Source organism: Achromobacter xylosoxidans (assembly GCF_002192695.1).
Taxonomy (GTDB): domain Bacteria; phylum Pseudomonadota; class Gammaproteobacteria; order Burkholderiales; family Burkholderiaceae_B; genus Achromobacter; species Achromobacter xylosoxidans_C.
This window is the reverse complement of the sequence record NZ_MTLG01000115.1, coordinates 19,356-41,683: the sequence shown is the minus strand read 5'-3', so window position 1 is coordinate 41,683 and position 22,328 is coordinate 19,356. Positions and strand designations below refer to the sequence as shown.

General features: G+C 67.7%; 19 protein-coding genes. 8 read left to right on the top strand and 11 right to left on the bottom strand.

Translation table 11 applies throughout. From position 1 onward, the window contains the following. Nucleotides 1-75: 75 nt before the first annotated feature. The 3 genes from BRO63_RS28780 to BRO63_RS28770 are packed head-to-tail and all read left to right on the top strand — an operon-like array spanning nt 76 to nt 3,083. Nucleotides 76-1,011, top strand: a complete 936-nt coding sequence (locus BRO63_RS28780) for a 3-keto-5-aminohexanoate cleavage protein (protein ID WP_088143047.1) — start codon at nt 76-78, stop codon at nt 1,009-1,011. A gap of 31 nt (nt 1,012-1,042) precedes the next feature. After that, nucleotides 1,043-2,242: an ABC transporter substrate-binding protein gene (locus BRO63_RS28775; protein WP_088143046.1), complete on the top strand. Its 1,200-nt coding sequence runs from the start codon at nt 1,043-1,045 to the stop codon at nt 2,240-2,242. 22 nt (nt 2,243-2,264) lie between these two features. Further along, nucleotides 2,265-3,083, top strand: coding sequence for an SDR family oxidoreductase (locus BRO63_RS28770; protein WP_088143045.1), 819 nt, complete (start codon nt 2,265-2,267; stop codon nt 3,081-3,083). An 8-nt stretch (nt 3,084-3,091) separates the two neighbouring features. Here BRO63_RS28770 and BRO63_RS28765 read toward each other — a convergent pair whose 3' ends face one another. From BRO63_RS28765 to BRO63_RS28750, 4 genes are all read right to left on the bottom strand, one after another. After that, nucleotides 3,092-4,021: a LysR family transcriptional regulator gene (locus BRO63_RS28765; protein WP_088143044.1), complete on the bottom strand. Its 930-nt coding sequence runs from the start codon at nt 4,019-4,021 to the stop codon at nt 3,092-3,094. A gap of 99 nt (nt 4,022-4,120) precedes the next feature. Further along, on the bottom strand, nt 4,121-5,620 hold the full coding sequence (locus BRO63_RS28760) for a DUF1254 domain-containing protein (protein WP_088143043.1): 1,500 nt from the start codon (nt 5,618-5,620) through the stop codon (nt 4,121-4,123). Between the two features lie 103 nt (nt 5,621-5,723). Continuing rightward, nucleotides 5,724-6,269, bottom strand: coding sequence for an ureidoglycolate lyase (locus tag BRO63_RS28755; protein WP_088143042.1), 546 nt, complete (start codon nt 6,267-6,269; stop codon nt 5,724-5,726). After that, entirely contained in the window at nt 6,266-6,508 is a 243-nt protein-coding gene (locus tag BRO63_RS28750; RefSeq protein ID WP_088143041.1) for an Arm DNA-binding domain-containing protein, read from the bottom strand. The genes BRO63_RS28755 and BRO63_RS28750 overlap by 4 nt, the downstream gene beginning before the upstream one ends. An 83-nt stretch (nt 6,509-6,591) precedes the next feature. On the opposite strand from BRO63_RS28750, the gene BRO63_RS28745 reads away from it, so the two are divergent. Next, entirely contained in the window at nt 6,592-6,972 is a 381-nt protein-coding gene (locus BRO63_RS28745; RefSeq protein ID WP_088143040.1) for a cupin domain-containing protein, read from the top strand. Nucleotides 6,973-6,979: 7 nt separating this feature from the next. Here the strand turns inward: BRO63_RS28745 and BRO63_RS28740 are convergent, their stop codons facing one another. Next, entirely contained in the window at nt 6,980-8,218 is a 1,239-nt protein-coding gene (locus tag BRO63_RS28740; protein ID WP_088143039.1) for an MFS transporter, read from the bottom strand. Nucleotides 8,219-8,542: 324 nt separating this feature from the next. Here BRO63_RS28740 and BRO63_RS28735 point away from each other — a divergent pair, with 324 nt between their 5' ends. Both BRO63_RS28735 and BRO63_RS28730 read left to right on the top strand, forming a co-directional pair. Next, a complete protein-coding gene (locus BRO63_RS28735) occupies nt 8,543-11,641 on the top strand; it encodes a WG repeat-containing protein (protein WP_088143038.1) in 3,099 nt (1,032 codons plus the stop codon). Beyond that, nucleotides 11,638-14,508, top strand: a complete 2,871-nt coding sequence (locus tag BRO63_RS28730) for a WG repeat-containing protein (RefSeq protein WP_088143037.1) — start codon at nt 11,638-11,640, stop codon at nt 14,506-14,508. The genes BRO63_RS28735 and BRO63_RS28730 overlap by 4 nt, the downstream gene beginning before the upstream one ends. Nucleotides 14,509-14,518: 10 nt before the next feature. Here the strand turns inward: BRO63_RS28730 and BRO63_RS28725 are convergent, their stop codons facing one another. Further along, entirely contained in the window at nt 14,519-15,379 is an 861-nt protein-coding gene (locus tag BRO63_RS28725; RefSeq protein WP_088143036.1) for an isocitrate lyase/PEP mutase family protein, read from the bottom strand. Nucleotides 15,380-15,482: 103 nt separating this feature from the next. On the opposite strand from BRO63_RS28725, the gene BRO63_RS28720 reads away from it, so the two are divergent. Beyond that, nucleotides 15,483-16,361, top strand: coding sequence for a LysR family transcriptional regulator (locus BRO63_RS28720; RefSeq protein ID WP_088143035.1), 879 nt, complete (start codon nt 15,483-15,485; stop codon nt 16,359-16,361). 40 nt (nt 16,362-16,401) lie between these two features. On the opposite strand, the gene BRO63_RS28715 is transcribed toward BRO63_RS28720, so the two are convergent. The 4 genes from BRO63_RS28715 to BRO63_RS28700 form a co-directional block, all read right to left on the bottom strand. Further along, on the bottom strand, nt 16,402-17,217 hold the full coding sequence (locus tag BRO63_RS28715; RefSeq protein WP_088143034.1) for a siderophore-interacting protein: 816 nt from the start codon (nt 17,215-17,217) through the stop codon (nt 16,402-16,404). Between the two features lie 22 nt (nt 17,218-17,239). Beyond that, the gene (locus BRO63_RS34595) at nt 17,240-18,001 is read right to left on the bottom strand and encodes a PadR family transcriptional regulator (protein WP_256943429.1); all 762 of its coding nucleotides are present in this window, start codon (nt 17,999-18,001) and stop codon (nt 17,240-17,242) included. Nucleotides 18,002-18,078: 77 nt separating this feature from the next. Next, the gene (locus tag BRO63_RS28705) at nt 18,079-18,972 is read right to left on the bottom strand and encodes a DMT family transporter (protein WP_088143033.1); all 894 of its coding nucleotides are present in this window, start codon (nt 18,970-18,972) and stop codon (nt 18,079-18,081) included. Between the two features lie 91 nt (nt 18,973-19,063). Further along, nucleotides 19,064-19,954, bottom strand: a complete 891-nt coding sequence (locus tag BRO63_RS28700) for a helix-turn-helix transcriptional regulator (protein WP_088143032.1) — start codon at nt 19,952-19,954, stop codon at nt 19,064-19,066. 97 nt (nt 19,955-20,051) lie between these two features. Between BRO63_RS28700 and BRO63_RS28695 the strand changes: the two genes are divergently transcribed. After that, the gene (locus BRO63_RS28695; RefSeq protein ID WP_088143069.1) at nt 20,052-21,518 is read left to right on the top strand and encodes an MFS transporter; all 1,467 of its coding nucleotides are present in this window, start codon (nt 20,052-20,054) and stop codon (nt 21,516-21,518) included. Nucleotides 21,519-21,554: 36 nt separating this feature from the next. On the opposite strand, the gene BRO63_RS28690 is transcribed toward BRO63_RS28695, so the two are convergent. Next, a complete protein-coding gene (locus BRO63_RS28690) occupies nt 21,555-22,325 on the bottom strand; it encodes a phytanoyl-CoA dioxygenase family protein (RefSeq protein ID WP_088143031.1) in 771 nt (256 codons plus the stop codon). Nucleotides 22,326-22,328: the final 3 nt, after the last annotated feature.

Here is a 22,328-nt window from a genome sequence, read left to right as displayed (position 1 = left end):
GCCCACGCCCGGAGGAGACAGCCGGGGCCATGAAAACCATCAAAACCGCATGCGCAAGCGCGCAGCCCGAGGCCCATGAAAAAGTCCAGGAACAAGGTCATCATCACCTGCGCCATCACCGGATCGGTCCACACGCCGTCGATGTCGCCCCATCTGCCCGTCACGCCCGATGAGATTGCGCAGTCCGCGCTGGACGCTGCCCAGGCGGGCGCCGCCATCGTGCATCTGCATGCGCGCCAGCCCGATACCGGGCAGCCGACCCAGGACCCGGCGCTGTATGCGCAGTTCCTGCCCCGCATCAAGCAGGCCTCGGACGTGGTGATCAACATCACGACCGGCGGATCTCCGGTGCTACCCATCGCCGACCGCATGGCCCCGGCGCTGCAGTTCAAGCCGGAGGTTGCCTCGCTGAACATGGGCTCGATGAACTTCGGCATGTATGAGCTGCTGGAACGCTTCAAGGAATTCAAGCACGCCTGGGAACGTCCCTACCTGGAAGGCAGCAACGACCTTATCTTCAAGAACACCTTCAAGGACATCGAACACATCCTGACCTCGTGCAGCGACAACGGCACGCGCTTCGAGATCGAGTGCTATGACATCGGGCACCTGTACACGGCGGCGCATTTCGTGGACCGCAAGCTGCTCAAGCCGCCCTTCCTGATCCAGTCCGTGTTCGGCATACGCGGCGGCATCGGCACGCACCCCGAAGACGTGATGATGATGAAGCGCACCGCCGACCGCTTGTTCGGCGACAACTACATCTGGTCGGTGCTGGCCGCCGGGCGCAAGCAGACGCCGCTGGCGACGATGGCGGCGACCCTGGGCGGCAACGTGCGTGTGGGCCTGGAGGATTCGCTGTGGGACGGGCCGGGAGAACTGGCGCAATCCAATGCTGACCAGGTGCGGAGGATACGCCGCATCCTGGAAGACCTGTCCTTGCAGATCGCCACGCCCGACGAAGCTCGCGAGACGCTGCAACTGAAGGGCCGCGACAACGTCGCGTTCTGAACAAGAATCCTATCCAGTGGGGAGACCAGACATGAAAAAGACACTTTGCGCGGCCGCGCTCGCGACGCTGTTGGGGACGGCCGGCATGGCGCAGGCCGACGACGGCGTGATCCGCATCGGCTTCATTACCGACATGTCCGGCCTGTCGGCGGACGCCGACGGCCCGGGCGGCGCCGAGGCGATCAAGATGGCGGTGGCGGACCTGGGCGGCGTGGTGGCGGGGAAGAAGGTCGAGGTGCTGGTGGCAGACCATCAAAACCGAGCCGACATCGCCTCGTCCAGGGCGCGTGAGTGGCTGGACCAGAAGGGCGTGAACATGCTGATTGCGGGCGCCAATTCGGCGGCGGCGCTGGCGATGGCGAAGGTGGCCGAAGAAAAGAAGACGCCGTTCTTCGTGGTGAGCGCGGGCGCCTCCGAACTGACAAACTCCCAATGCACGCCCTACACCGTGCATTATGTGTACGACACGGTTTCGCTGGCGCGCGGCACGGCTCGGGCGATGATGAAGGAAGGCAACAAGGACTGGTACTTCCTGACGGTGGACCACGCCTTCGGCCATGCGCTGGAGCGCGATGCGTCAGCGGTGGTGCAGGCCGACGGCGGCAACATCAAGGGTCGGGTCCGGCATCCGCTGAACGCGGCGGATTTCTCATCGTTCATCCTGCAGGCGCAGGCGTCTGGCGCATCGGTGCTGGGCCTGGCGAACTCGGCCAGCGACACCAGCAATGCCGTCAAGGCCGCCAATGAATTCGGCCTGACCCCGAAAATGAAGATCGCGGGCCTGCTGGTGCTGATCACGGACGTGCACGCGCTGGGGCTGCAAGCCGCGCAGAACATGTACCTGACCACGGCCTGGTACTGGGACCAGGACGACGCCTCGCGCAAGTGGGCCTCGCGCTTCGAGGCCACAATGAAGAAGAAACCGTCGATGCTGCAGGCTGGCGACTACTCCGCCGCCACGACCTACCTGAAGGCGGTGGAAGCCACCAAGAGCACCGATGGCGACACCATCATGAAATGGCTGAAGGCAAATCCGGTCAACGACTTCTTCGTGAAGGACGGCAAGATCCGCGCCGATGGCCTGATGGTGCACGACATGTTCCTGATGCAGGTAAAGACCCCGGCAGAGTCGAAGGCGCCCTGGGACTACTACAAGCAGGTGGCCCGGGTGCCGGGCGATCAGGTCTATACCTCGCCGGCAGAATCGACCTGCCGTCTGATGAAGCCCTGAGCCGTAACGACAAGGATCTGGCATGACTGTGAAGAACGCTGTTCCCGGGGACATTTCCGCGTTGCCCGTAGATCTATCCGGCAAGCGCGCCATCGTGACCGCGGGCGCCGCCGGCATCGGCGCGGCGATCGCGGCCGCATTCGCCGACCGCGGCGCCAGGGTGCACGTCTGCGACGTGGATGAGCAGGCACTGGCGGCCTGCCCTCATCCCTGGTCGCGCGCCGACGTGAGCCGGCGCGAAGAGATCGATCGCTACATGCAGGAAGCGCTGGCGCAACTGGGCGGCCTGGACGTGCTGGTCAACAACGCGGGCATAGCCGGCCCCACGGCGGGCATCGCGGACATCCAGCCGGATGAGCTGGACGCGACGCTGGACATCAACCTGGCATCGCAGTTCCACACGGTGCGGCATGCGCTGCCGGCGCTGCGCGCTTCAGGCGGCGGCAGCATCATCAACATCAGCTCGGTGGCGGGCCGCATGGGCATCCCCATGCGCACGCCCTACGCAGCGACCAAGTGGGGCGTGGTGGGCTTGACGCGCTCGCTCGCGGTGGAGCTGGGCGGCTATGGCATCCGCGTCAACGCGCTGTTGCCCGGGCTGGTGGCGGGGCCGCGGATCGACCGGGTGATCGAGGCGCGCGCCAGGAACATGGGCCTGACAGTGGAAGAAGAGACCCGGCTGGAGTTGGCCGGCGTCAGCCTGCGGCAGTTCGTGCGCGCCGCGGACATCGCCAACATGGCGCTGTTCCTGTCCAGCCCGTTCGGGGCGATGATCAGCGGACAGGCCATCAGCATAGACGGCGACCTGCAATCGCTGCCCTGGCAGCCGCCGGCAGAGTAGGCTGCAGCCTACTCCAGCAACTGGACCGTATGCGCGTAGACGCCCTGGCGGCGGTCCTGCGCGGTGGCGCGCAGGGCGTCAAGCAGCCGCTCGGCAAGATCCTGTCCGCGCTCCTCCTTGCGGGTGATGAGGTAGAAATCGAACCACTGCCGCGACGCCAGGGGCCGGGCGACCAGATCGGGATAGGCCGCTACGATGTCCCAGGCGGACAAGGCGTTGACCAGGCTGATACCCCTGACGGCCCGCACCGTCCCGGGTAGCAGGGACATGTGCGCCCGCATGCCGGAACTCAGCAACAGCGAATCCGCGATATCGCCCTGGGCCACCACATAGTCGGACCACAAGGGTTTTACATAGGTGTCTGGCGGGATATCGGCCGCCGCGATGGTGTCGCGCGCCGCCAAGGGATGATCGCGATGCGCGATGGCCATGACATCGGCTCGCAGGAACGGCGTGAACGCCAGACGGGCGCTGTCGCGCTCCACCGCGCCCAGGCCGAAATCCGCGCGCATGGTTTCGACCGCGCTGATGGCCTGCACCGACGATTCGATGTCGATGGAAAACGGCCGGGTGCCGTTGGCGTCCAGATAGCGTCGCACCGCGTCAGGCGCGTAACCCAGCGCCAGCGCGGGCGAAGACGCGATCCGCAGGCCGCGCCCGCCGAACTGTTCGATGCTGTGCAAGGCCTCGTCGATGCGGACCAGCTCGTCCAGCACGAATTTCGCTTCACTGTAGAGGTACTGGCCAGCCTCGGTGGGACGCAAGGTCTTATGGGACCGGTCGAACAGCTGCACGCCGGTGGCGCCTTCCAGACGGGATATCGCGTGGCTGACCGCCGGTTGCGTCAGGTGCATGGACTGCGCGGCCTGCCGGGTCGATCCGGTCATGACCACCGCGTAGAAAATGCGCAGGTCGTGGATATTGAAATTGCGCTTCATGCGGCGCGAGGCTCCCTGTATGGGCGGCTGCCCGACTGCGCCTGGCCAGAGACTGCGACGACCGGCCTGCGCGAGGCCTTCTTGTAGCCCAGACCGCCGCTAGTGTCGAACCTGGAGCGGCGAAGGCGCGGGCCGGGCCTGCGGCGTCTGCCGGGCCCTTTCGATCTGCGGCGACGTCCATTTGCCGTCCAGCAACGCAGGCTTGGGCCAGTAGTACCGCAACGTGACCATGAAAGGCCCAGCCGGCGCGGGCAGCCAGTTGGACTCCTTGCCCTTGCCCGGCGACTCCGACTGGATGTAGATCGTGATGCCACCGTCGCGGTCGCGTTTGAGCGATGGCAGCATGGACGAGTTGATCAGGTAGCGCTTGAGCGGATTGGCCGCCAACTGCTGTTCGGGCAGGCGGTACAGGGTCATGGACCAGAAGGCGTTGACGGGCGGCAGGCTGCGCGGCGCGAAGCGCAGGGTGTACTTGTAGCGGCCATCCAGCGGCTGGCCTGTGCTGTCGTTTTCCAGCACGGGGTACAGCGCTTCCACACGGCTGTTGCCGCCGATGCCGACCTGCGTACCCGTGGCGCGCGCCAGATAGTCGTTCTTCAGCGTGTTGCGGTCGCCGAACAACCCATCGGTCTTGCCGTTCAGGGCCTCGCGGTTCTTGTCGATGTCGTTCTGGCCGTCATGCATGCCTTCCTGCAAGGCGCGGCGCAATGCGGGGTTCATGCTGTTGAAATCGAACTGCCGGCCGGGTTCCAGGCCGATGCTGGCAAAGCGTTCGCGCAACGATTGTTCCGAGGCATGGGCCGGCGCAAACTGCAGCAGGAAGGCGAGCTGGTTGTAGAACTCCAGCGAACTGCGCATCTGGGCGGGCGGCTCGGGCGCGATCCAGTCCACCGCCGGGGCCGGCTCGGGCGCGCGCTGCTTGCGGTAGGCGGACAGCGTCTGGATCTTGTAGCGCGACTGGATGCGCTTGACGTTGGACAGATCGCCCGCGTTAAAGAGCTGGGTGCGCCCGACCAGGTTGACGAGGTCGGTTTCCGACCTGATCACCTTGGTGATACCGGCCGGGGGCTTGCCCTTCCAGCGCGGGCCCGCGACCAGGAACCGGCCGCCGCCATTGCCCGTGCTGCGGCTGCCGATGTAGGCAAAATTGTAGGTATACAGGTCCATCAGCTGCAGCACGAAGTAGCGGCGCGGCTCCATGGCGGGCACGGTGATGACCACGGGTTCGGCGCGCAGGTCCAGCACCGCGAAGGTGTATGGCGTGTCGGCGTTGGGCGTGACGAACGCGGTGTCTTCGGGCGTGAAGACGCGCGCCACGTTGTTGACGCTGTTGAACGGGCCTTTGTACTGGGGGTTGTTCTTGTCGATGCTGAAGGCATGCATGGTCTGGTAGCTTGCGACCATTGGCGTGCCGTACAGATAGGCTTCGCGGGCGATGCCGCGCGTCTGCTGCGCCGTGACGCCGTCGATGCCTACCGATTGCGAGCCGCTTGCGTCGTGCGTATTGATGGCGCATCCGGCGGCGCCGCCGATCAGCAGCGCGGCAAGCAGCAGCCGGGCCGCGCAAAAGAATCCGATGCCAGTCTGACGGTCGCGCATTCAATGCTCCAACACTACGTGATGTTGGCAACGCCCGCTGAAGGCAGCGTCGCATGCGAGGCGTGAATTTCCGGGGAATTCTGGCACATTCCCCCGCATGCGCTCAAGCCGGCTGGATCTGGGCCTCCAGCCGCTGCACGGGAATCGGCACAATAGCGCTTTCGCTGGCGCTGGCGTCCGTGGTCAGGTGCTGGATCAGGTCCACGGTGGTGGAGCGGCGGGTCAGCATCAGGCAGGTGACTTCCTCGTCCGTGACGCGCGTGGCGTGCCAGCAGCCCGGGCGCATGCAGACGCCCTGCCCCTGCGGCACGCGAAACGCCGCCAGCGTGGCCAGGTCCGGACTGCCGTCGGCCGCGCTGCGCGCCACCACCTGAATGATCTCGCCCGTCAGCGGCACGATGGCCTGCTGCGTCAGCAGATGCTTTTCCAGGCTGGAGATTTCAAAGGACTGGCTGCGGTAGTTGACCCACAGCAACTCGGCGTCGCCGCCGGCGCCGGTGTTGAACTGGTGCTCCTGCCAGAAGTCGGTGTCCTGGTTGGAAAACAGGGGCACGCCGTTGCCGTCCGGCATGGGCTTGCCCAGCATCCAGCCGTAGGCCTTGAAGGCGTCGGGCGTCAGATCGTTGATGTCCAGCTGCTTGTCGCTCATCTTGCGGAACCCTGTGGTGGCTTGGTCGCGCCGCCGCGCTTGGGAAACTCGGCGTCGTAGTCGAACTCACCGCGCGCAATGGCCTCGAGGATGGCGGCTCGCCGGTCGGCGGCGCGCTTGAGGTTGGCGGCGGTGGGCTTGGCGCGGATGCGTTCGACGCAATGCCGGCCTTCATGGAAGAAGCCGATCTCGATGGAAGACTCGGACGCGGGCCTGACCCCATCGAACCCCTGGCGCATCGCCCTCTCCTTTTATACCCGATGAAGATGCACATGATATCGCTTTACACTGGCTCGACCCCTCTCTCACCAGGACGCGCAACATGACTACCAATCTGTCATCGCACTATCTCCTGCTGGACGCCTCGGGTACTTGCTCTGCCGTCGAAGGCGGCAACGCCTTCTGGTCGCAGCCCGAAGAGGAGCTGGAACGGTTCGGCCGTGGCTGGCTGGTGTCCGAATACGCCTTCGAGACAGACTGGCCGCAGTGGGAAATGCACCCGCAGGCCGACGAGGTCGTGCGCCTGATCGAAGGCGCGGCGGAATTGCGGCTGGAATGGCCCACGGGCGAGCAGGCCGTGCGGATGCAGGCGGGCGACGCCTATGTGATCCCCAAGGGCATCTGGCACACGCTCAAGGTGGCCGGTCCCTGTCGCATGCTGCACATCACCATGGGCGCGGGCACCCAGCACCGGCCGCTGTAAGCCGCCGCTAGCCCGGAGCGCCGACGGCGCGGCGCTGGATCTCGCGGTCGTCTATCGGCCAGTGCAGCGCCGCCGACAGCACGCCCAGCGCCATCGCGCCCAGCCAGATCAGGTCATAGGACCCGGTGGCCTCGAACACGACGCCGCCCAGCCACACGCCCAGGAAGGAACCGAGCTGGTGGCCGAAGAACACGAAGCCGAACAGGGTCGTGATGTAACGCACCCCAAACACCTGGGATATCAGCCCGTTGGTGAGCGGCACCGTGCCCAGCCAGACAAAGCCCATGACCGCCGCGAACACGTACACGGTCCATGACGACAGCGGCAGCAGTACGAACAGCGCGATGGCGGCCGTGCGCAGCAGATAGATGCCGGCCAGCAGGTACTTGCGGCGGTGGCGTCCGCCCAGGACGCCGCAGACATAGGTGCCCATGACGTTGGTCAGCGCGATGATGGCCAGCGCCGCCACCGCGTCGGACGCCCGCAGGCCCTTGTCCATGAGGTAGGCGGGCAGGTGCGTGCCGATAAAGGCCAACTGGAAGCCGCAGGCCAGGAAACCCAGGTTCAGCAGCCAGAAGCCCGGTTGGGCGAAGGCTTCACGGATGGCTGCGGACATGGACAGCCCTGCCTCGCCTGCCGCCGCGCCCTGCTCCCGGCCGGGAGACTCGCGCAGCGGCAATGCCAGGGGCAGCAACATGGCCAGGACCACCGCGAACGACAGCAGGGCCGCAACCCAGCCCCAGCCGCCGATCAGCCACTGCGCGGCCGGCACCATGGTGAACTGGCCCAGCCCGCCCACGGCGCCCGCCACGCCCAGCGCCCAGCTGCGGCGCTCGGGCGCCACCAGCCGGCTGAGCGCGCCGTAGATCGCGGCGAAGGCGGTGCCGGACAGCGCGATGCCGATGCACACGCCCGCCGTCCACAGGAACCCGGCGGGTGTAGTGGCATGCGCCATGCCCGCCAGCCCCAGCGCATAGAACACCAGCCCGCCCGCAATCACCTTGGCCGAGCCGTAGCGGTCGGCAATCATGCCGGTGAAGGGCTGGACCACGCCCCAGGTCAGGTTCTGCACCGCCAGCGCCATGGCGAAGGTCTCGCGGCTCCAGCCGCGATCCATCGTGACGGGCAGGAGGAACAGGCCCTGCACGTGGCGCACGCCCAGCGCCAGGCCCATGATGACGCCGCCGGCCAGCACCAGCAGCAAGAGCTGAGAAGCATCCAGGGAAGACTTGCGCAAGACAGGCATGCGAACCTCGGCAATGGAACGTCGCCTCCATGCAGGCAGGCACCGGCGTCCATTACAGGACCGCGGGGCTCGGACATCAACCGATTATTTTTTGTCCGCTACATGCTTTGCGGGAATGTCAGAGCCGGGCGAAAAACGACGCTGCGCAGGCGCGCCCGCGGCTGCTGTTAACGGTTTGTTTGTTACGGTTACATTTGCCGCGTAATTGGCGGCAGTCGCTGGTTACAGTGCTGCCTTTCCCATCATTCTTGGCAGGCATACGACCATGTGGCACGCCCAGCCCGGCCTTTACGCTTGCGCGGTTGCAGCCCGCGCCGCTGCACGATGAAGACCCCGCTCGCCCTCAAACCCCTGGCGCTGGCCATGGCGCTGGCCGCCCTGCCCGCCGCGCCCGGCGCGGCGCAGGCCAGGTCCAACTGGATTGACCAGTGCGCCCCTGGCTACAACGAATACGACAGCGCCAACCTGGAATGCCAGCAGGCTTTCCACCAAGGGCTGGCCGCCGTGCTGACCGGATCGGCCGATGACGACGCCGGACGCTGGGGCTATCTCGACAAGCAAGGCCGCATAGCCATCGCGCCGTCCTTCCGGGAGGCCAAGTCCTTTCAGAACGGCCTGGCGGCCGTGAACCAGGATGGGCTCTGGGGCTATATCGATACGCAAGGGCAATGGGCGATCAAGCCGCGCTTTTCCGAGGCGACGGGCTTTAACGCCGAGGGCACCGCGCTGGTCGAGGAAGACGGGCACGACGTGCTGATCGACCGCAAGGGCAACATCATCAAGACCTTTGAGCTGGGCACGCGCTCCTGGGGCTTCCAGCGGGGGCAGAAGCTGGCATCGATGGAGATGCCCATGCCGCCGCGCCTGTTCAACACCGCAACCGGCAAGGCGGCGACGCTGCCCGCCGGCGTCATGGCGCTGGCCGCGCCCAGCGGCGGCTACCTGCCTGCCCAGCTGCGCGATTCGCGCTACAGCGGCTGGTGGGGCCTGCTGGACGAGCAGGCCCGCTGGGCGATCGCACCCGACGTGTTGCGCGCCCGCGAGCCCGCATTGCGCGACGGCGACGTGCTGGCGGTGAGCCGCGACGCAGGCTGGACGTTCGTGGATCCGCGCGGCAAGACCATCCATAAGCAGCGCTACGAGCACGTGCAGCTGGCGGGCCCCGGGCTGTGGCTGGTCAAGCAGAAAGGCGCAGGCAAGGCGCTGCTGTTGAACGGCAAGCTCGGCGTCCAGCATGCCTTCAAGGGCAATTACATCGGCCTGGATGAAAGCGAGGGCTGGGGCGTCATGATCGACGACGACGCCGTGCTGCTGATCGATCCCGCCGGCAATTTCCGCAAGATAGACGCGCGCCATGGCCGCGTGCAACTGAGCAACGGGCTGGCCTGGGTGACGGCATCCCTGCCCCCGCGCGCCGCGGATATGGCAGTCGAGGCGGCCGAGGCCGCTGCCGTGGCAGCCGATGCCGCGGCAGCCAGCGCCGCCGCGGTCCCTGACGACGGCCCCGGAGAGGCGGTGGAGGCATCGGCCGACGCCGCAGTTGCCGCGCAGGAGGCGGTCGCAGCGGCAGCCGATGCCTCGCAAGCCGAGACCGTGGCCGTCGACGTCGCCACGCCTGCCGCAATGGACGTAGCCGCCGTGGCGGTGGACGCCGCCGCAGCCGCCGCGCAAGCGACGAGCGCGGATGCCGCTCCCGACGCCGGCGGCGGCCTGCTGCAGATCTATACGCGCGAGGGCAAGCCGCTGCTGGACGCCGACACCGTCGCGCGCCTGCAGGACTACGACATCAGGGCCTTTTCCGCCAGAGAGTCGGCCCGCGGCCGCGCCGCCGCGGACGGCCTGCCGCTGGCGCTGCTGCGGCCCCTGGACTACCAGAAGCCGCTAGGCATCCTGACGTCCAAGGGCAAGATAGTGACCAATCCGGACTGGGAGGACATGTCCAGCGCTGACGCGTCCATGCCCTTGCCGGTCCGCGCCGCCAACGGCAAGTATGGCGCCATCGACGCCAACGGCAATTGGACGGTGCCGCCCCGCTACAGCATCCTCCGCCCATTCAATGGCGCCTACACGCTGGCGAGCGTTACGCACAGCCGCGACGACGACGGCCTGGTGGTCGATGCCCACGGCAAGGCCGCGCGCGTTCCGGCCGAAGTCCTGGACGGCGCCACGTACGTCAACGGCGAACTGATCCAGTACCGCGCGCCGGACGAAAACCGCCAGAACCGCTGGGGCATCTGGAACGTCGCCAAGGGCGCGCCCGCCGTCAAGCCGATGTACGAAAACATGGAGCGGTTCGAAGACGACTGGGCCAAGGTCCAACACCAGGACAACTGGGGTGTCATGAACCGCGAGGGCAAATGGGTGATACCCGCCACGCAGGACAGCTCCTACAAACTGGAGTACCTGGGCAACGGCCTCATGTTGGTCGAAGACAACGAACCCGGAGCGCGCAACCGCAGCTCTTTCAGCACGCCTTACCGCCTGGTGAACCTGCGTACCGGCAAGCCCAGCGAGCGTGTTACCGGCAAGCCGCAGCGCTTGAAGGACGGACGCTACCTCGGTGAACTGGCAGGCGGCGGAATCGCGGTGTTCGATACGAAGGGCGGCGCCACGCGCGTCTCCGACGGCCAGGCCAAGCGCAAGGAGGTCTACCAGCACTGGCTCTACATCGAACACGAGAATCGCGAGGGCGCCATCGATGCCCGCGGCAACATGAAGGTTCCCGCCATCTACGGCGAGTTCAATCCCTTCTTCGCGCAGCCCGAGGGGCTGGCGCGCGCCTACAACGGCTCCGACTACCGCGTGATCGACCAGGACGGCAAGACCGTGCTGGGCAAGCTGGGCGACGGCTCGCCGCTGGCAACCATGCAGCGCATCGTGTTCCACGACTCGGAAAATTCCGTCAGCATCATGACGGACCTGCAGGGCCGCGAGATCACGCGCATCGACGGCACCTACAGCGTGGAAGACCGTAGCGCCAACGAGGGCGTGGCCCCCTATCGCAGCGGCTCGGGCAATGGCAGGCACGGCTTCATCGATGCCAGCGGCAAGCGCATCGTGGGACCGCACTTCGACACGCTGGGTCCGCTGAACAACGGACTGGCCGTGGCGCGCCGCCTGCAGTATTCGGGCACGCTATATGGCTACATCGACCTGACGGGACGCTATGCGATTCCGCCCGTCTTTACCTGGGCCGGCAACTTCAGCGAGGAACGCGCGCTGGTCCGCAGCAACCATCAGGGCCGCAACACGCAGTACATCGATACCAAGGGCGTGCCCATCGCCACGTTCACCGAGGTATGCGACACGGTGACCATCCTGGACGACCAGGGCAGGATCACCTGGCCGCAGCAGAAAATGGATTGCCCCGTGGCCGACAAGTTCGAACTCGCCCCCGACAACGCCAAAGCGAAACAACCATGAAGTCACGCGCGATACGCACCACCCGCCTTGCCTGCGCCCTGGCCGCGCTGGGCGCGTCCCTGTCGGCGCATGCGCAATACTCGTACTGCATCGATGAAAAGCCCTACAGCGTCGCAGCCGACGACGATATCAGCCCCTACGCCAACGGCTGCATCCGCACGCTGGCGGACCAGCGCGCCGCTGTGCTGCTGCCCTCCGCGCTGGTGAACATCGAGCGCGTGCCGCGCGATCATTCGCTGCGCCGCCATGCCTGGGGCTTCCTGGACCAGAACGGCCGGCTGGCGATTTCGCCCATCTTCGAGGCGGTGGGCGATTTCCGTCACGGCATGGCCGCGGTGAAATGGAAAGGCAAGTGGGGCTTCATCGACACCAAAGGCCGGATGGCGGTGCCGCCGCGCTACGACGCCGTGCAGGACTACGCCGAGATCGGCCTGACCGTGGCCATACTGGACGGCCGCTATCTATTGATCGACCGCAAGGGCCAGCCGGTAGGCGCACCGATGGACGAAGGCATGCAGTCCTTGCACGTGGGTGCGGGCGTGCCAGCGCTGGCGACGGTGGAATACAAACCGGAGTACCGCTCCAGCACCGGCGAACGCCGCTACGGCGACACCGGCGTCGGCATCATCAAGTCCTATGGCAATGGCCTGTACATCGCCACCAACAAGGAAGGCCGGTACGGCCTGGTGGACAGGGACTGGAAGTGGGTGCTCGAGCCCGACTATCAGGACATCTCGGTGCCGGGCGAAGACGGCTCGATGGCCGTCGCCTATGCCGACGGCGATGCGCTGCTGCTGGACCTTGATGGCAAGCCCGTGGGCGCGGACCAGGGCTATCGCAGCCTGATGCCCGTGACCAAGGCATTCTGGAGCGCCGAGCTCGACCGCGGTTCCTATGTAGTGCTGGATAGCGGCGGCAAGCCCGTCGTTACGCTCAAGTCCGCCGAAGCGCAGGAATCGCAGCGCTACGGCGATGCCATCGTCTACCCGTCCGGCGGCAAGCAGATGGCCCTGATTCCGGGGCGCGCGGAGCCGCTGACGCTGGGCGCGGACCTGTTCGTGGCCGAGAACCAGAACGGCTACGTGCTGTTCTCGAACGAGGAACGCGTACCGGCAGGCCTGTTGACGCCAAGGGGCAACTGGCTGCACGGCGACACGGCGCCCGCCTGGCTCAAGGACACCGGCAGGATGGTGCTCAGCCAGGGCAAGCTGTGGCTCTTCAAACAGGAAGGCGAACTGCTCAACGTGCTGGACGAGGAAGGCCGCCTGCTGCTCAAGCCCGAAACCGTGGAAGCCGCCAAGAGCCGTTCGCTCAAGAACCTGCCGCTGGACATCCCCGGCAGCGCGCTGGGCCTGCTGGCCCAGGACCACTGCCAATGCGCCGAGGACGGCGCCGGCCTGCTGCTGGCCGACGGCGGCATCGCCTCCGACCCGGCCTGGCGCAACATCATCCCGCTGGACGGATCCGACGAGGATTACGGCGCGCAGGCGGATGCCGAAGCCGCCGGGCTCAAGGCTGAACAGCTGCGCTACGCCGCCCAGACCGCCGCAGGCCTGCTGCTGCTCGACGCCATGGGCAAGCCCATGGATCTGCCCGCGCAACAGCACATCGGGCCGTTCCGCCACGGCTATGCGCCGGCTTACGCCGATGGCGTAAGCCGCATGCTGGATCGCAGCGGCAAGACCTACGACCTGCCCCGCGACTTCTTTGAAGCGCAGATCGTCGCCCCCGGCGTGGTCCGGTTCCTGAAGACCGCGGCCGAGGGCTCGCCCTGGGGCCTGTACGACTTCGTCGCCGGCAAGGAAATCGCCGCGCCCGCGTTCCAGGACATCGGCCTCTTCCAGGACGGCCAGGCGGTCGCCTCGCTGGGCCAGGATCGCGTCGGGATCATCGACCTTAAGGGCAAGTGGATTGTGCCGCCCAGCCACCACAGCGCGGAACGCATCACCGCCAAGATCTGGAAGCTGCGCCAGGCTGGCCCGCAGCAGGAAGAGTACGAACGTCCCGCCGCCGTCTTCAACGCCGAGGGCCGCGCGCTGACCGCGTTCCGGCCCAAGCTCTCGGTCGGCGTGGACAGCGAAGGCGCAATCGCGGCCGCCGACGACAAGCAGCGCTGGACCATCACGCCGGACGGCTCGGAAGCCGTGGACATGGAAGACGCGGACTACGTGCGCATGGGCGACTGGACGGTGCTGCGCCGCCAGCCGCGCCAAGGCTATCTGGACAGCCAGGGGCAATGGCGGATCGCGCCGTCCTCGGCCGTCGCCGGCACCTTCCGCGGCGCCCCCGCCCGCGCCCTGCTGACGGGCGAGGACGGTCCGCGCCTGATCGACGACCAGGGCAAGACCGTGACCGCGCTGCCCGCCGGCGAATGGCGCTGGCCGCAGGGCTCCGACATGCTGTTGCGGCACTACTACGCGGGCAACCGGGAAATGACCGACTACACCGGCCTGGACGGCAAGAAGCGGCTTTCCGTCGAAGGCCGCGCATCGGCCTATTCCGAAGGCCTCGCGGTGACGCGCGTGTCCAACCACGGCATGCGCGCCCTGGACGGCAAGGGCGCGTATGCCAGCCCCGTGTACGACGCGCTGGGCCCGCTGAGCGAAGGCCTGGCGCCGGCCAGCATGGATAACGGCTACGGCTACGTGGACGCCCGGGGCAAGCTGGTCATCGCCGCCGACTACCGCGTGGTCTCGCCGTTCAGCAAGGGCCGCGCGGTGGTGTCCACGCTGGAGCAATCGATGATCATCGATCCCTCTGGCAAGCAGGTGGCGCGCGTGGAAATGCAATGCGGCGTGCGCACGCTGTACGGCTCGCACAACCAGCGGCTGTGGCCGCTGAGCCTGCCCAGCCGCTGCCCCCGCTAGCGCCGCGCGCCTACTGCGCGTCCAGCGCCAGATAGCGGCGCGTCTGCACGATCTCTTCCCGCTCCTTGAAGCTGGTGAGCTGATCGGCCAGCGCGCTGCTGTCGCCCGTCTGCCTGATCGCCGCCAGCGTGGCCTGCATGGCGTGGATGGCGGCGCGCTGCAGATCCGACGGAATGATCGCCAGGCGGTAGCCCATGGCCGCCAGGTCGGCCAGCGGCGTAAGCGGCGTCTTGCCGCCGTAGAACATGTTGATGAGCTTCAGGCCCGGCAGGCGTTCGGCGATGGCGCGGATCTGCTCCAGCGTCTCGGGCGCTTCCACGAAGATCATGTCCGCCCCCGCCTTCAGGTAACGCTCGGCGCGCGACAGCGCGGCTTCGAAACCTTCGACCGCGATGGCGTCGGTGCGGGCGATCACCAGCGCATCGGGGTCGCTCAGCGTCTGGCGCGCGATGTGCACCTTGCGGCACATTTCGTCGGCGTCCACCAGGCTCTTGTCGTCCAGGTGGCCGCAGCGCTTGGGGAAGGACTGGTCTTCGATATGGAAGGCCGCCACGCCGGCGCGCTCCATGATGCGCACGGTGCGCTCCACGTTGGCCGAACCGCCGAAGCCGGTGTCGGCGTCGGCCACCACCGGCAGGTCGCTGGCGTCCACGATCTTTTCCACGCGGTCCATGACCTCGGTGAAGCTGAGCAAGCCGATGTCCGGATAGCCGGCGGCGCGCGCGATGGCGCCGCCGCTGGCGTAGACGGCGGAAAAGCCGGCCGCGGCCACCAGCCGGGCCGACATGCCGTCATAGGCCCCGGGCGCCACGACGATGTCGCGCGCCAGGTGCTGGCGCAACAGGGTGCTGGGTTTGATGGGGGCAGTCATGCGGATTCCTTTGCGGGTGTCGTCGATGCATGCATGATCGGCGCGTCGCAATAGAATGTCCAATATATGAAAAATTCATAATCAATACTTTTGGAGTACCGATATGGAACTGCGCCACTTGCGTTACTTCGTCGCCACCGCCGAAGCCCAGCACTTCACGCGCGCGGCCGAACAGTTGGGCATGGCGCAGCCGCCGCTGTCGCAGCAGATCCGGCAGCTGGAGCAGGAAGTCGGCACGCCGCTGTTCGACCGCGCCGGGCGCGGCGTCGCGCTGAACGATGCCGGCCGCGCCTTCCTGGTTTGCGCGCAAGATATCCTGCAGCGCGCCGACGCCGCCGTGCGGACGGCGCAGCGGGCCGCGCGCGGCGAGGTCGGCGAGCTGACGCTGGGGTTCACGGAATCCGCGTCCTTCAGCGGTGTGGTGACGGAACTGATACGGCAGTATCGGCAGCAATATCCGGACGTGGAGATGACGCTGTCGCAGGGCGATAGCGAAACACTGGTGGCGCAGCTGCGCAGCGGCGCCATCGATGCCGCCTTCGTGCGTCCGCCCTTCGCGCTGGACGGCGGCCTGGCGTTCACGCAACTGGCGCAAGAGCCGCTGGTGGTGGCGCTGCCCCTGGGCCACGCGCTGGCGCGGCGCAAGCGGCTGGCGCCCGCGGATCTGCAGCAGGAGCGTTTCATCCTGTATTCGCGCAAATCCGGTTACGGGCTCAGCGCCGACATCATGGCGGCCTGCCGCCAGCATGGGCTTAATCCGCAGATCGGCCAGCGCGCGCCGCAGCTGTCGTCGGCGGTGAACCTGGTCGCCGCCGGCATGGGCGTGGCCATCGTGCCGGAGTCGCTGCGCCATCTGCGCCCCGACGGCGTGGTGTACCGCCCCTTCGCGCTGGACTGGCCGCGCGCGGTGCTGGGCCTGGCGGTGCGCGAGCACGGCGCGGGCGGGCGCGTGCGCAACCTGCTGGCCTTGGCCGGCGGCTGAGGCTATTGCTCTTCGCGCCTGCCGGCGGTTCGAGGGGCGCTCAGCCTTCGTGCGACTCGTGCACGGCTACCGCTCCGCGCTTCCAGTAGCTGGCGGCGCGGATGCGGCTCTTGTCGACGCCATGCTGCGCCACCATGATTTCCCGCACAGCCTTGGCCGCGGCGGATTCGGCGGCGACCCAGGCATAGCCCTCGCCCGACGGCAGCGCCAGCTCGCGCGCCGCTTCCAGCAACAGCGTGCTGTAGCCCGCCGCGGTGCCGTTGCGGTGCAGCCAGCGCACCGAAGCCTGCGCCGCGGTCGTCAGCGGGATTTCGTTGGAGGCGTCCGGCACTTCGATCAGCACCAGCGCCTGCGCGCTGGCGGGCAGCTCTTCGAGGCGGCGGGCGATGGCGGGCAAGGCGGTTTCATCGCCGATCAGCACATGCCAGTCGAAGCCCGTGGGTACGACGAAGGAGCCGCGCGGTCCGCCTATGCCGAGTTGCTGGCCGGGCTTGGCCTGCTCGGCCCAGGTGGATGCGGGGCCGTCGCCGTGCAGCACGAAGTCGATGACGAGTTCCTTGCGCGCCGCATCGAAAAAGCGCGGCGTGTAGTCGCGGGCGGCGGGCTTGGGCATGTCCTCCGGGAACTTGATGCCGTCCGGGGTCACCACCGGCAGCGCCGGCGGCAAGGACGGATCGGCGGGAAAGAACAGCTTCACGTGGTCGTCGAACGAAGCGGACACGAAGTCCTGCAGCTCGTCGCCAGTGAAGGTGACGCGGGCCATCAGGCCGGCGACGCGTTCGACGCTGGCCACGGTCAGCGTGCGCATCTTCAGGTTGTGGCGGACGCGTTCGACATTCAGGTCGTTGCGGGTCATGGATACTCCAGGAATAAGGTCTTCAGGAACAGGCCTGCCCATTGATGTCCTCAGTGGCGCGGGCCAGGATGGCCGCGATGCGCCGCTGCTCCGCGGGCGAGGCGTCGGTGCGGTCCAGCAATGCGCGCTTGAGCGCCTGGCGCGCGGCCACGAATTCCGGCAGCCAGCCGGTGGCGGTGTCTTCGCCTTCCGGGCCGACGCTGCGCGGCTCGCCGCTCCAGGCCTGGCGCATCCAGTCCATCTTGCGCGCCACATGCTTGAGCTTGTTGAACATCAGCGCCAGGCGCTCGCGGTTGCCGTCCAGGTGCGCGCGGCCCGGCTCGGCCAGGTGGTAGCGCTTCTTCGCGCCCTCTTGCTCCACGGTGGCGTAGCCCAGCTCTTCCAGGTAGGTCAACGCGGGATAGACCATGCCGGGGCTAGGCGTGTAGAAGCCGTTGCTGAGCGCGCCCAGCGCCTTGATCAACTCATAGCCATGGCTGGGATTCTTTTCCAGCAGGCCCAGCAGCATCAGTTGCAGGTCGTCGGCGCTGACTTTGCGGCTGCGGGTCCACCCGCGGCCGTCGTCGCCGAAGCCACCGCCAAAGCCGCCGCCTTCGCCACGCTCGCCGGCCGGACCGGAGAACCAGTCGCCGCCCGCGCCGGCGTGGCGCTGATGGTGGCCATGGCCTTCGCCGTGGTGGCGATGGTGCGCATGGGGATGATGGGAATGGGAACGATCGTGGCGGCCCTGCGGCTTCTGGCGGGCTCGGCGCACGAATGCGGTAAGGAATTGGGCATCACGCATGGTTTACCTCCGGTGTCTATCGTACGAGTTATATCTTACGACATATATCTTACGATATACCTGCGATAGTCCGGCCGTCAAGCGCGACGTTCGATCACCCCTGCCGCGATGCCTCCCACGATGAGCGCCATACCCGCCAGCAACGAAACGCTGACCGGCTCGCGCAGGAACAGGGCCGAGCACAGCAGGCCGAACACCGGTACCCCCAACAGCCCGATGGCAGTCACGCCCGCGGGCAATGCACGATTTACATTCACGGCAGCCCAGTGCGCCACCGCGATGCCGAACACGCCGGCATAGCCCAGCAGCCACGCCAGGTCCGCGCTCCACGCCACTTGCGGCGGGCCTTCGGCGGCATAGGCCACGGCCGACAGCACGACCGAGGCCAGCAAGGCCTGCCACAGCGCGAGCTCGAAGGGCGGCGTGACCCAGCGGTGCGCACGCACGTAGACGATGTTGGCCGCCCAGCACAGCGCCGCCAGCAGGATCAGGCCGTTGCCCAGCAACGCATCGCGATTCGTCCAGTCGAAGGCCAAGGGATTGAAGATGACGACCAGCCCCAAGAGGCCCAGCACGAGCCCGGCTCGCCTGGCTGGGCCCACGGACTCGCCCAGGAACAGCCAGGCGCCCGGGATCACCCACAAGGGGGTGGTGTAGGCCAGCACCGCCGAGCGGCCCGCCGGCACATGCAGCATGCCCAGGCTGACCAGCGCGGCGAAGGCGCCCATGTGCAGCAGCCCCACGCTGAGAATCACGGGAAGGTCGGCCTTGACCGGCCGGGCCACGCGGCGCAGCGCAAGACCCAGCGCCAGCAATGCGGCCGTGCCCGCGATGCTGCGCGCGGCCGCCGCCCAGATGGGCGTCATGTACTGCAACAGCTGCTTATTGACGATCCAGGTGAAGCCCCAGGCCAGCACCACCACGCCCAGGAGCAACAAGGCGTGGCGGCGGGAAAGCGTGGCGATGGACATGGGCGGCGTATGCGTCCACGGGGACGCGGCGGTATGAAGAAGCCCCGACTATAGGAGCCGCCCGACGCGGCTCCGTAGACCCACGCCGCGCCTATTCGCTGGTGCCACGGGCGGACTGAGGCCTGGCAGTCGCGCGGCCCTCCAGCCAGCGCTCGAAGGCCGCCGCCTTGGGCTCGTCCGGCGCGGGCGCATAGACCACCAGCCGCAAGTGCCGGCTCTCGTCCACCGACAAGGTCGAATGCTCGAACGCCAACTCGCCCAGGGGTTCCAGCCGCAGGCGGCGCTCGCCCATGCAGGCGCCATGCACATCGTGTTCGCGCCACCAGGTCTTGAAGTCCGGCGACACGCGCTCCAGCTCGTCCACCAGCTCCCCCACATCCGGCGCCTGGCCGGCACTGACGAAATCGCGGCGGAATGTGGACAGCATGGCGGGCGCCTGGGCCTGCCAGTCCACGAACCGTTCCCGCATCGCGGGATCCGCGAACAGCATCCACAGCAGGTTCCTGCGCCCCGGCGCCTGCGCGGAAAAATTGAATACCCGGTCCGCCGCCGCGTTCCATACCACCACGTCCCAGCGCAGGTTCAGGATGTAGGCGGGGCGCGCCGGCAGATCGTCCATCAGGCGGCGCACTTGCGCCGGCACCGTGCACCAGGTGCGGCCCGGTTCCGACGGCGGGCGCTGATGCGCCAGCAGGTACAAGTGGCGGCGCTCGGCGGCGTCCAGCCGCAGCACGCGCGCCAGGTTTTCCAGAAAGCCGGCCGACACGCTGATGTTGCGGCCTTGTTCGAACCAGGTGTACCAGGCCAGGCCCACGCCGGCCAGCGCGGCCACTTCCTCGCGCCGCAATCCCGGCGTGCGCCGGCGGCCGCCAGCGGGCAGCCCAAGTTGGGCGGGACTGAGCCGTTCGCGGCGCAGGCGCAGGAATTCGGACAGATCGGCGCGGGTGCGGTCCAGGCGCTTCGGAGCTAGGGTCGCGGTCATGTGTCTATTGCAAGCAGTAATAGCATAAACAGCTAAATTGTATAAGGCTGAAAGCCTCTACAGAATAGCGCCCATCGACACTCCGATGGCGCTTTCCATGACTTCCTCCGCGCTTGCCTGCCCTGATCTTCACGCCACCCGCCAGCCCGCCCTGGGCCGCCTGGGCCTGGCCGTGCTGCTGTCTGGCGGCTTCATCACGATCTTCGACCTGTTCGTGGTGAACGTTGCCATCCCCAGCATGCAATCCACCCTGTCCGCCAGCTTCGCGCAGATCAGCTTCATCATCGCCGCCTACGAACTGGCCTATGGCGTGCTGCTGATCGCGGGCAGCCGGCTCGGCGACCGCCACGGCAGGCGGCGCCTGTTCATGCTGGGCATGGCGGGCTTCGCGCTGGCCTCGGCGCTGTGCGGCCTGGCGCCCACGGCCGACGCGCTGATCGTCGCGCGCGTCCTGCAAGGCATGGCGGCGGCCATGCTGTTTCCGCAGGTGTATGCGCTGATCCGCGTCAGCTACCAGGGCCACGAACGGCGGCGCGCCTTCGGCTTGCTGGGCATGACGCTGGGGCTGGCGGCCATCGCTGGACAGGTGCTGGGCGGCTGGATCGTGCATGCGGACCTGTTCGGCTTGGCATGGCGCGGCATCTTCCTGCTCAACGTGCCGGTGGGCCTGCTGGCGTTGCGGTTGGCCCGCCACATCCCGGAATCGCGGGAGCCTTCGGGCGCGCGCATGGACTGGCCCGGCGCGGCGCTGGTGGGCGCGGGCCTGACCTTGTTGCTGCTGGCGCTGATCGAAGGCCCGCAGCGGCACTGGCCCGCATGGACGGTGGCGTGCGGCGTGGCTGCGCTGGCCACGCTGGCGCTGTTCGTGCGCATGCAGCGCCACATCGCGGCCCGTGGCGGCGCACCCCTGGTCGACATGGCCTTGCTGGCGCAGCCGCGCTTCGCGGCCGGCTGCCTCTTGGTGCTGCTGGTGTTCTCAACCGCCAGCGCCATCTTCCTCTGCTACGCGCTGCTGGTGCAGACAGGCTTCGGACTGGACGCGCTGACGGCAGGCCTGATCTTCGCGCCTGCCAGCGTGGGCTTCGTGGCCGGATCGATGGCGGCGCCGCGGCTGGTGGCAGCCTACGGCACGCGCGCCATTGCGCTGGCTGCGCTGCTGTATGGCGGCGCCACGGCCGCCTTGATGCTGCAGGTCGGCGCGGCCGCCGCCAGCCTCGCGCCGTGGTCGCTGTTGCCGGCGCTGGTGTGGCTGGGCGCCGCGCAAGGCGCCGTCAATACGCCGCTGGTGAACCTGGCGCTAGGGTTGGTGGAGGACCGCCAGGCCGGCATGGCGGCGGGCGTGGTGTCGACCTTGCAGCAAGTGGGCGCGGCGCTGGGCGTGTCGGCGGCGGGGATGCTGTATGCCGGCACGCTGGAAGCCCATGCCGATGCCAGCGCGGCTGAGCGCCATGCGCGCGCCTTCGCCAGCGCCATGCAGTTCAATGTCGGGGCGATCCTGGCCGCGGCGGCCCTGCTGTGGTGGCTGGGGCGCTGCGCGCGGGGCGCTACTGATAGCTCATCGTGAAGGTGGCGTGGGCGTTGGTGGCTGCCGCAGTCACCGTCAGGTTGCCGAAACTGGCAGCGGCACGCCCGGCTGGCTGGCCGAGCGCGTGCCCGGCAGCGGATGACAGGACTGTGGATGGTAGGTGTGCACCACCGACAGCTTCACGCGGTCGCTGCTGTTGCCCTGGGCCGCGTGCAGCGTGCGGCAATGGAAGAACACCACGTCGCCGGCCTGCAACTCGGGACAGACGGCGCGCGCGATCCATTCGGCATTCTGGGGCGCGTCGTCGCGGAAGAACTTCTGCTGGTCGAACTGTTCCGGCGCAAAGGCGGCCGCGTGCGAACCCGGGATGAACGACAGGCCGCCGTTGGCGCGCGTTTCCGGACCCAGCGCCAGCCAGGTGGACACCAGGTCCGTGTCGGAGAACGACCAGTAGCGGATGTCCTGGTGCCAGCCCGTCAGGCTGCCGTAGGCGGGATGCTTGGTCATCACGCAGTTGTGATGCACGGTGGACAGCACCGGCGTTTCGTCGAAGTAGCGCCCCAGCCACTGCCCGATGCGCGGATCCGTGGCCCATTGCGCAAACAACGGATCGCGGCCATGGGCGCCGAGCAGCCGGCGCACGGTCAGCCCGCCTGCGGCGGCGCGCGACTCGGGCGCGCCGGGGTAGCGCAGGTCGGCTTCGTATTCGATGGGCGCGACGTAATCGCGCAAATGGCGTTCGGCGACGGCGCGCAGCGCCGCCACCTGGTCCGGGCTGGCGAACTGGCGCGCCACCACGAAGCCCTGCTCGCGCAGGACGGCTATCTGATCATCGGGCAACAACATGGC

Excerpts from the sequence above, each read along its gene's own strand:
- BRO63_RS34595 (WP_256943429.1), bottom strand. The coding sequence starts at position 18,001 with ATGCGTGATGCCCAATTCCTTACCGCATTCGTGCGCCGAGCCCGCCAG.
- BRO63_RS28770 (WP_088143045.1), top strand. The coding sequence starts at position 2,265 with ATGACTGTGAAGAACGCTGTTCCCGGGGACATTTCCGCGTTGCCCGTA.
- BRO63_RS28780 (WP_088143047.1), top strand. The coding sequence starts at position 76 with ATGAAAAAGTCCAGGAACAAGGTCATCATCACCTGCGCCATCACCGGA.
- BRO63_RS28690 (WP_088143031.1), bottom strand. The coding sequence starts at position 22,325 with ATGTTGTTGCCCGATGATCAGATAGCCGTCCTGCGCGAGCAGGGCTTC.
- BRO63_RS28720 (WP_088143035.1), top strand. The coding sequence starts at position 15,483 with ATGGAACTGCGCCACTTGCGTTACTTCGTCGCCACCGCCGAAGCCCAG.
- BRO63_RS28760 (WP_088143043.1), bottom strand. The coding sequence starts at position 5,620 with ATGCGCGACCGTCAGACTGGCATCGGATTCTTTTGCGCGGCCCGGCTG.
- BRO63_RS28750 (WP_088143041.1), bottom strand. The coding sequence starts at position 6,508 with ATGCGCCAGGGGTTCGATGGGGTCAGGCCCGCGTCCGAGTCTTCCATC.
- BRO63_RS28700 (WP_088143032.1), bottom strand. The coding sequence starts at position 19,954 with ATGACCGCGACCCTAGCTCCGAAGCGCCTGGACCGCACCCGCGCCGAT.
- BRO63_RS28730 (WP_088143037.1), top strand. The coding sequence starts at position 11,638 with ATGAAGTCACGCGCGATACGCACCACCCGCCTTGCCTGCGCCCTGGCC.
- BRO63_RS28765 (WP_088143044.1), bottom strand. The coding sequence starts at position 4,021 with ATGAAGCGCAATTTCAATATCCACGACCTGCGCATTTTCTACGCGGTG.
- BRO63_RS28745 (WP_088143040.1), top strand. The coding sequence starts at position 6,592 with ATGACTACCAATCTGTCATCGCACTATCTCCTGCTGGACGCCTCGGGT.
- BRO63_RS28735 (WP_088143038.1), top strand. The coding sequence starts at position 8,543 with ATGAAGACCCCGCTCGCCCTCAAACCCCTGGCGCTGGCCATGGCGCTG.
- BRO63_RS28705 (WP_088143033.1), bottom strand. The coding sequence starts at position 18,972 with ATGTCCATCGCCACGCTTTCCCGCCGCCACGCCTTGTTGCTCCTGGGC.
- BRO63_RS28740 (WP_088143039.1), bottom strand. The coding sequence starts at position 8,218 with ATGCCTGTCTTGCGCAAGTCTTCCCTGGATGCTTCTCAGCTCTTGCTG.
- BRO63_RS28725 (WP_088143036.1), bottom strand. The coding sequence starts at position 15,379 with ATGACTGCCCCCATCAAACCCAGCACCCTGTTGCGCCAGCACCTGGCG.
- BRO63_RS28715 (WP_088143034.1), bottom strand. The coding sequence starts at position 17,217 with ATGACCCGCAACGACCTGAATGTCGAACGCGTCCGCCACAACCTGAAG.
- BRO63_RS28775 (WP_088143046.1), top strand. The coding sequence starts at position 1,043 with ATGAAAAAGACACTTTGCGCGGCCGCGCTCGCGACGCTGTTGGGGACG.
- BRO63_RS28695 (WP_088143069.1), top strand. The coding sequence starts at position 20,052 with ATGACTTCCTCCGCGCTTGCCTGCCCTGATCTTCACGCCACCCGCCAG.
- BRO63_RS28755 (WP_088143042.1), bottom strand. The coding sequence starts at position 6,269 with ATGAGCGACAAGCAGCTGGACATCAACGATCTGACGCCCGACGCCTTC.